The following is a 6,007-nucleotide window of genomic DNA, read 5'->3' as shown; positions in this document are numbered from 1 at the left end:
TCCGGCCTCGGCTGTCGGTGACGACGAGTTGGTGGGCGGGTCCGGTGATGGTGATGATCCCGCGGTGATGCGCCCGATGATGGTAGGGACAGACGAGCACGAGGTTGTCGAGTTCGGTTTCGCCGCCGTTCTCCCAGTGGATGATGTGGTGGGCGTGCAGGCCGCGGGTGGCTTCGCAGCCGGGCACCACGCAGGTGCGGTCGCGGTGTTCCAACGCCCGCCGCAGCCGGCGGTTGATCAGCCGGGTGGTGCGTCCAACACCGATGGGCTGGCCGTCGCGTTCGAACCACACCTCACAGGTCGCATCACAGGTCAGGTACCGCCGATCCGCGTCCGGGAGCAGCGGTCCCAGGTGTAGGGCGGCGATGCGGTCTTTGATGTCGAGGTGCACCGCGACGGTGGTGTGGGCGCTGTGCGGGCGGCGGGCGACGTCGGTGTCCCAGCCGGTTTCGATCAGGGCCATGAAGGCATCACCGCGGGTGGGCATCGGTGGCCGGACCGCCGCCAGGGTCTCGCCGTGGTCGCGTTTGAACTGGGCGATCAGTGCGTCGTGATGGGATTGCAGCGCGGCTTCGAATTTCGCCGACTCGGCGTGGGTGAGTTGGATCCGCCAGAAGGTGTACTGGTCATCGGAGGTCTGAGTGATCGAGCAGGGAGGTTCGAGCTCCGGTTCTGGCTCGTCCTCATCGATTTCAGGTGCGGGTTCGGGCGTGGGTTTGGGTTCCTGCCGGATCGCGGTGCGGAGTTGGTTGACGCTGGCGGATTTCGCCAACTCGGCGTAGTGCTCATCGGATCCGGGGGCGGCTTTGTCGGCGATGACGCCGACCTGATCCAGTGACAGCCGGCCTTCGCGCAAGGCCTGCACGCACAGCGGGAATTCGTCGATGCGGTCGGCGATGGCGGTGATCGCTTTGGCGTTGGTGGTTGAGCAGCCGATCTTCCAGGCCACCAGCGCGGTGACCGACCGCGCCCCGGTGGCACCCCACAGGCGGTCGCCGTCGATTTCGGCGGCGATCTCCACCAACCGCGCATCGATCGCGTTGCGCTGCCCCGCCAACTCCGACATCTCGTCGAACAACGCCTCCAGCTGCGCTTCCCGAGGCGTGCTCGGAATGAAACTCGGTGCGCTGGAAACCATGACCCCATACAAACAGAGGGGTACGACATCAAGCGGTGACAGCTATTCGCCGCCGTCGTCGCGGGCCAGTTCGATCTGGTTCTTGATTTCCCGGTAGGCCTGCACGCGCGCCATGACCGCATCCGCTGTCGAGTCCGCCGGTGTGGTGGTGTCCGGGGCGGCCGCGATGCCGTAGAGCATCGCGCTCAACTTGGCATGAAGTTCGGCGCGCTGTTCGGCGACGCGGGCGTCCTCGCGCTCGGTGCGCAGGGATTCGTCGATGAGTTGCGCTTCCTTGGCGCACTTCCGGATCAGCTCGACGCGTTCGCGCGCAGCGTCTTCCAGCTTCGCGATGGTGGTCCGCGCCTCGGCGAGAATCTTGCGATCATCGGCGCTGGGCTTGTCAAGTGCCGCCAGCCTGCTGGTCACCCTGCGTAGGGCGAACGCCTTCTCGAAGGTCGCGGTGACGCCCTTGATGTCGGCGGTGAAGTCGACATCTCCCAACCATCCGGCATGCGCCGCTTCGGAGTTGGCGATTCGTCGCACCGCGCTCAGCGCCGACTCGACGAGCGCGGCGTTGTCCTTGCCGAGGGTGTCGATGCGGCGTTGTTTCTCCTTCCGGAGTCGCTCTTCGCGTTGCCGCTTGGCCGCCGCCGCTTTCTCGGCCCGCTCGATACGTTCCTGTTCCTCGACAGCGGCGCGGCGCTCCTTCTCCGATGAGACGATCCAGGCGACGAACCAGCCGATGAGCACGACTCCGACGAGCACGCCGAGGAAGATCCACACCGGCTTGGGGACGAGTGCGATCAAAATGAGCACGAAGAAGATCAGGCCGCCGATACCGTCGGCTGCATCGGACGATCGCTTGCTCACCTGAGACCCCCATTGCTGCAGAGGCTTCTTCGACGCCTCGACGGTGAGTATGCGGGGGACCACCGACATTCCCGGGTTTGCGCGGCAGCGCTCGGGGAACAGACACCAAGGTCACAACGTTAGGACGACTATGGCAACTCAAGACATCACCGCAGAGCAGTTCAACGAGACGATCACCGGCAACGAGATCGTGCTCGTCGATTTCTGGGCCTCGTGGTGCGGGCCGTGTCGCCAGTTCGCCCCGACGTTCGCCGCCTCCTCGGAGAAGCACCCCGACGTCGTGCACGCCAAGGTGGACACCGAAGCCGAGCAGCAGCTCGCCGCGGCGGCCGACATCCGGTCCATCCCCACCCTGATGGCGTTCAAGAAGGGCAAGCTGGTCTTCAACCAAGCCGGTGCGCTTCCGCCCGCTGCCCTCGAGGACCTCGTCCAGAAGGTCAAGGAATTCGACATCGACGCCGCGATGGCCGAACAGGAGCGCGCCGAGTCAGAGTGACCCGGTGCACGCGCTAGCGTGCACTGCGTGACCGATCACGACCCGTACGTCCTCGTCGACCGTCCGCGTCCGCACGTCGCGGTGGTGACGCTCAACCGGCCGGAGCGGATGAACTCCATGGCGTTCGACGTCATGGTGCCGCTGCGGTCGGTGCTCCACGAGCTGACCTACGACAACGACGTGCGCGCGGTCGTGCTCACCGGCGCCGGCCGGGGATTCTCCTCCGGCGCCGACCACAAATCGGCCGGATCCGTCCCGCACGTCGACGGCCTGACCCGGCCCTCCTACGGCCTGCGCTCGATGGAGGTGCTCGACGACGTCATCCTCGCGCTGCGCAGGATGCACCAGCCGGTGATCGCCGCGGTCAACGGCGCCGCCATCGGCGGCGGACTGTGCCTGGCGCTGGCCGCCGACATCCGCGTCGCCGCCTCGGGCGCCTACTTCCGCGCCGCGGGCATCAACAACGGTCTGACGGCCAGCGAGCTGGGCTTGAGCTACCTTCTGCCGCGGGCGATCGGCTCGTCCCGCGCTTTCGAGATCATGCTGACCGGCCGCGACGTCGACGCCGCCGAGGCCGAGCGCATCGGACTGGTCTCCCGCACCGTCGCGGAGACCGATCTGCTCGACGTCTGCTGTGAGTTGGCCGAACGCATCGCCGCGTTCTCCCGCCCGGGCGTCGAGCTGACCAAACGCACACTGTGGAGCGGTCTGGACGCCGGCAGCCTGGAAAGTCACATGCAGGCCGAGGGCCTCGGGCAGCTCTACGTCCGCCTGCTCACCGCGAATTTCGAGGAGGCCGTCGCGGCCCGCAAGGAGAAGCGTCCCGCAGTCTTCACCGACGACAAAGCGTGAGGGTCGCCACGACGGCGGTAATGAGTTGGCGCCGCGCGCCGACCTGCGGCTACTCTCGAAAACAACCATCGTTTTCGGCGGCCGTTCCGCCGCGCCCGGAATCGTCCCATTTCACCCCATGAGGAGTCGCGCCCGTGATCACCGCAACGGACCTCGAGGTCCGCGCCGGGGCGCGCACACTGCTCTCCGTGGAGGGTGCCGCCCTGCGCGTCCAGCCCGGCGACCGCATCGGGCTGGTCGGACGCAACGGCGCGGGTAAGACCACCACGATGCGCATCCTCGCCGGCGAGGGCGAGCCGTACGCAGGCACGGTCACCCGCAGCGGCGAGGTCGGCTACCTGCCGCAGGACCCGCGCGAAGGCGACCTCGACATGTTGGCCCGTGACCGGGTGCTCTCGGCGCGCGGTCTGGACGCCCTGCTGTCCCAGCTGGAGAAACAGCAGGCTCTGATGGCCGAGGTCGCCGACGACGCCGCCCGCGACAAGGCGGTGCGGCGCTACGGCGAACTCGAGGAACGGTTCGCTTCGCTCGGTGGTTACGCCGCCGAGAGCGAAGCAGGCCGCATCTGCGCGAGCCTCGGACTGCCCGAACGCGTCCTCACTCAACCGTTGCGCACCCTCTCGGGCGGGCAGCGGCGCCGGGTGGAACTCGCGCGCATCCTGTTCGCGGCCTCGGATGGGGGAGCCGCCGGTTCGAATTCGTCTACGACTCTGCTGCTCGACGAGCCGACCAACCACCTCGACGCGGACTCGATCGGCTGGTTGCGCACCTTCCTGCAGAACCACGCCGGCGGGCTCGTCGTGATCAGTCACGACGTCGAACTGCTCGCCGCCGTGGTGAACCGGGTGTGGTTCCTCGACGCCGTCCGCGGCGAGGCCGATGTCTACAACATGGGTTGGCAGAAGTACCTCGACGCCCGCGCGACCGATGAGCAACGCAGGCGTCGCGAGCGGGCGAACGCCGAGAAGAAGGCGTCCGCGCTGCGCACCCAGGCCGCCAAGATGGGCGCCAAGGCGACCAAAGCCGTTGCGGCACAGAACATGCTGCGGCGCGCCGAGCGCATGATCTCCGAGCTCGACGAAGAGCGGGTGGCCGACAAGGTCGCCAAGATCCGGTTCCCCACGCCTGCGGTGTGCGGTCGGACGCCGTTGGTGGGCAAGGGGCTCACCAAGACCTATGGTTCACTCGAGATCTTCACCGGGGTGGACCTCGCGATCGACAAGGGGTCGCGCGTCGTGGTGCTCGGACTCAACGGTGCAGGCAAGACCACGCTGCTGCGGATCCTCGCCGGGGTGGAGAAGGCCGACGCCGGCGCCATCGAACCCGGACACGGCCTGAAGCTGGGGTACTTCGCGCAGGAGCACGACACCATCGACGGCAACGCCTCGGTGTGGGAGAACATCCGGCACGCCGCCCCTGACACCGGTGAGCAGGATCTGCGCGGGCTGTTGGGTGCGTTCATGTTCAGCGGACCGCAGCTCGACCAGCCGGCGGGCACGCTGTCCGGCGGTGAGAAGACGCGCCTCGCGCTGGCCGGGCTCGTCGCGTCCACGGCCAACGTGCTGCTGCTCGACGAACCGACCAACAACCTCGACCCGGCCTCGCGTGAACAGGTGCTCGACGCCCTGCGCAGCTACCGGGGCGCCGTCGTCCTGGTCACCCACGACCCGGGTGCTGCCGAGGCACTGGAACCGCAGCGGGTGGTGTTGCTGCCCGACGGCACCGAGGACTACTGGTCCGACGAGTACCGCGAGCTCATCGAGCTGGCCTGATCGGTCCCGCCGGGTCATATTGCGAACCGTTTGACGAAATCTCCCCGCCCCCTGGGTTAGCGACTGCTGCGCTGGGTAACTCTCGAAAGCAGTCGGGGCATCGCAACAAGCGGGGAGATGTCAATGAAGAAGTCTGAAAAGTCCCGGGAAGAACTACTGAGCGAGTTGCGGGCCGAATATGAGGGGGGCGCGAGTATCCGCGCGTTGGTGGCGAAAACCGGTCGTTCCTACGGCTCGATCCACAGCATGCTGCGTGAGTCCGGTACCACGATGCGCAGCCGCGGTGGGCCCAACCACCGGTCGCGCAGGTCGACTGTCAACTGACGCTGGGAGTCTGCTGGCGCACCGACGCCTCGACGAGGTCGAGGACGGCGCCCAGCTGTTTGGGATCATCGCCGGAAGCGAGCCGCGCGACGAGTCCGTCGAGCACCAGATCGAGGTAGGTCTGCAGCACCTCGCTGGGGACGTCGTCGCGCAGCCGCCCGGCTTCCTTCTGCATGTGTAGCCGTGCGCTCGTCGCCGCCGACAGCTCGGCGGAGCGCTCCTCCCAGCCCTGGTGGAACACCGGGTCGTTGCGCAGTTTGCGCGCGATCTCCAACCGCGTTGCTAGCCAGTCGAACTGGTCCGGCGCCGCCAACAGGTCACGCATGACCTGGATGAGCCCCTCGCGGGAGGCGACGTCGGCCATCCGCGCGGCATCTTCCCGCGCCAGTTCGAAGAACAAGGTGTCCTTGTCCCGGAAGTGATGGAAGATGGCGCCGCGCGACAGCCCGATGGTTTCTTCGAGCCGCCGCACGGTCGCCTTGTCGTATCCGTACTTCGCGAAGCAGCGCCGGGCGCCGTCGAGGATCTGACGGCGCCGCGCCGCCAGATGGTCGTCGGTTACCCGAGGCATGA

Annotated in this window: 7 protein-coding genes; 4 read left to right on the top strand and 3 right to left on the bottom strand. The window is 67.4% G+C overall.

What is annotated here, in order from left to right:
• Positions 1 to 1,138 (bottom strand): HNH endonuclease signature motif containing protein (locus tag AU194_RS29670; RefSeq protein ID WP_059092808.1); only part of this gene is annotated, 1,138 nt, incomplete at its 3' end.
• 42 nt (positions 1,139 to 1,180) lie between these two features.
• Positions 1,181 to 1,990, bottom strand: coding sequence for a hypothetical protein (locus AU194_RS29665; protein WP_059092807.1), 810 nt, complete (start codon positions 1,988 to 1,990; stop codon positions 1,181 to 1,183).
• A 130-nt stretch (positions 1,991 to 2,120) separates the two neighbouring features.
• Between AU194_RS29665 and trxA the strand changes: the two genes are divergently transcribed.
• From trxA to AU194_RS31555, 4 genes are all read left to right on the top strand, one after another.
• The gene (trxA, locus tag AU194_RS29660) at positions 2,121 to 2,486 is read left to right on the top strand and encodes a thioredoxin (protein ID WP_059092806.1); all 366 of its coding nucleotides are present in this window, start codon (positions 2,121 to 2,123) and stop codon (positions 2,484 to 2,486) included.
• A gap of 18 nt (positions 2,487 to 2,504) precedes the next feature.
• Entirely contained in the window at positions 2,505 to 3,338 is an 834-nt protein-coding gene (locus AU194_RS29655) for an enoyl-CoA hydratase (protein WP_059092805.1), read from the top strand.
• A 134-nt stretch (positions 3,339 to 3,472) separates the two neighbouring features.
• The gene (locus tag AU194_RS29650; protein ID WP_059092804.1) at positions 3,473 to 5,110 is read left to right on the top strand and encodes an ABC-F family ATP-binding cassette domain-containing protein; all 1,638 of its coding nucleotides are present in this window, start codon (positions 3,473 to 3,475) and stop codon (positions 5,108 to 5,110) included.
• 123 nt (positions 5,111 to 5,233) lie between these two features.
• Positions 5,234 to 5,434 (top strand): helix-turn-helix domain-containing protein, encoded by a 201-nt coding sequence (locus AU194_RS31555; RefSeq protein ID WP_082698913.1) that lies wholly within the window; start codon positions 5,234 to 5,236, stop codon positions 5,432 to 5,434.
• Here the strand turns inward: AU194_RS31555 and AU194_RS29645 are convergent.
• Positions 5,427 to 6,005, bottom strand: coding sequence for a TetR/AcrR family transcriptional regulator (locus AU194_RS29645; protein WP_059092803.1), 579 nt, complete (start codon positions 6,003 to 6,005; stop codon positions 5,427 to 5,429). The genes AU194_RS31555 and AU194_RS29645 overlap by 8 nt on opposite strands.
• Positions 6,006 to 6,007: the final 2 nt, after the last annotated feature.

It is taken from the genome of Mycobacterium sp. GA-2829 (assembly GCF_001499965.1).
Classification (GTDB): Bacteria; Actinomycetota; Actinomycetes; order Mycobacteriales; family Mycobacteriaceae; genus Mycobacterium.
This window is presented reverse-complemented; position numbering and strand designations above follow the sequence as displayed.

What these genes read in the sequence shown, in the direction of transcription:
- trxA (WP_059092806.1), top strand. Translation starts at nt 2,121, where the DNA reads ATGGCAACTCAAGACATCACCGCAGAGCAGTTCAACGAGACGATCACC.
- AU194_RS31555 (WP_082698913.1), top strand. Translation starts at nt 5,234, where the DNA reads ATGAAGAAGTCTGAAAAGTCCCGGGAAGAACTACTGAGCGAGTTGCGG.
- AU194_RS29645 (WP_059092803.1), bottom strand. Translation starts at nt 6,005, where the DNA reads ATGCCTCGGGTAACCGACGACCATCTGGCGGCGCGGCGCCGTCAGATC.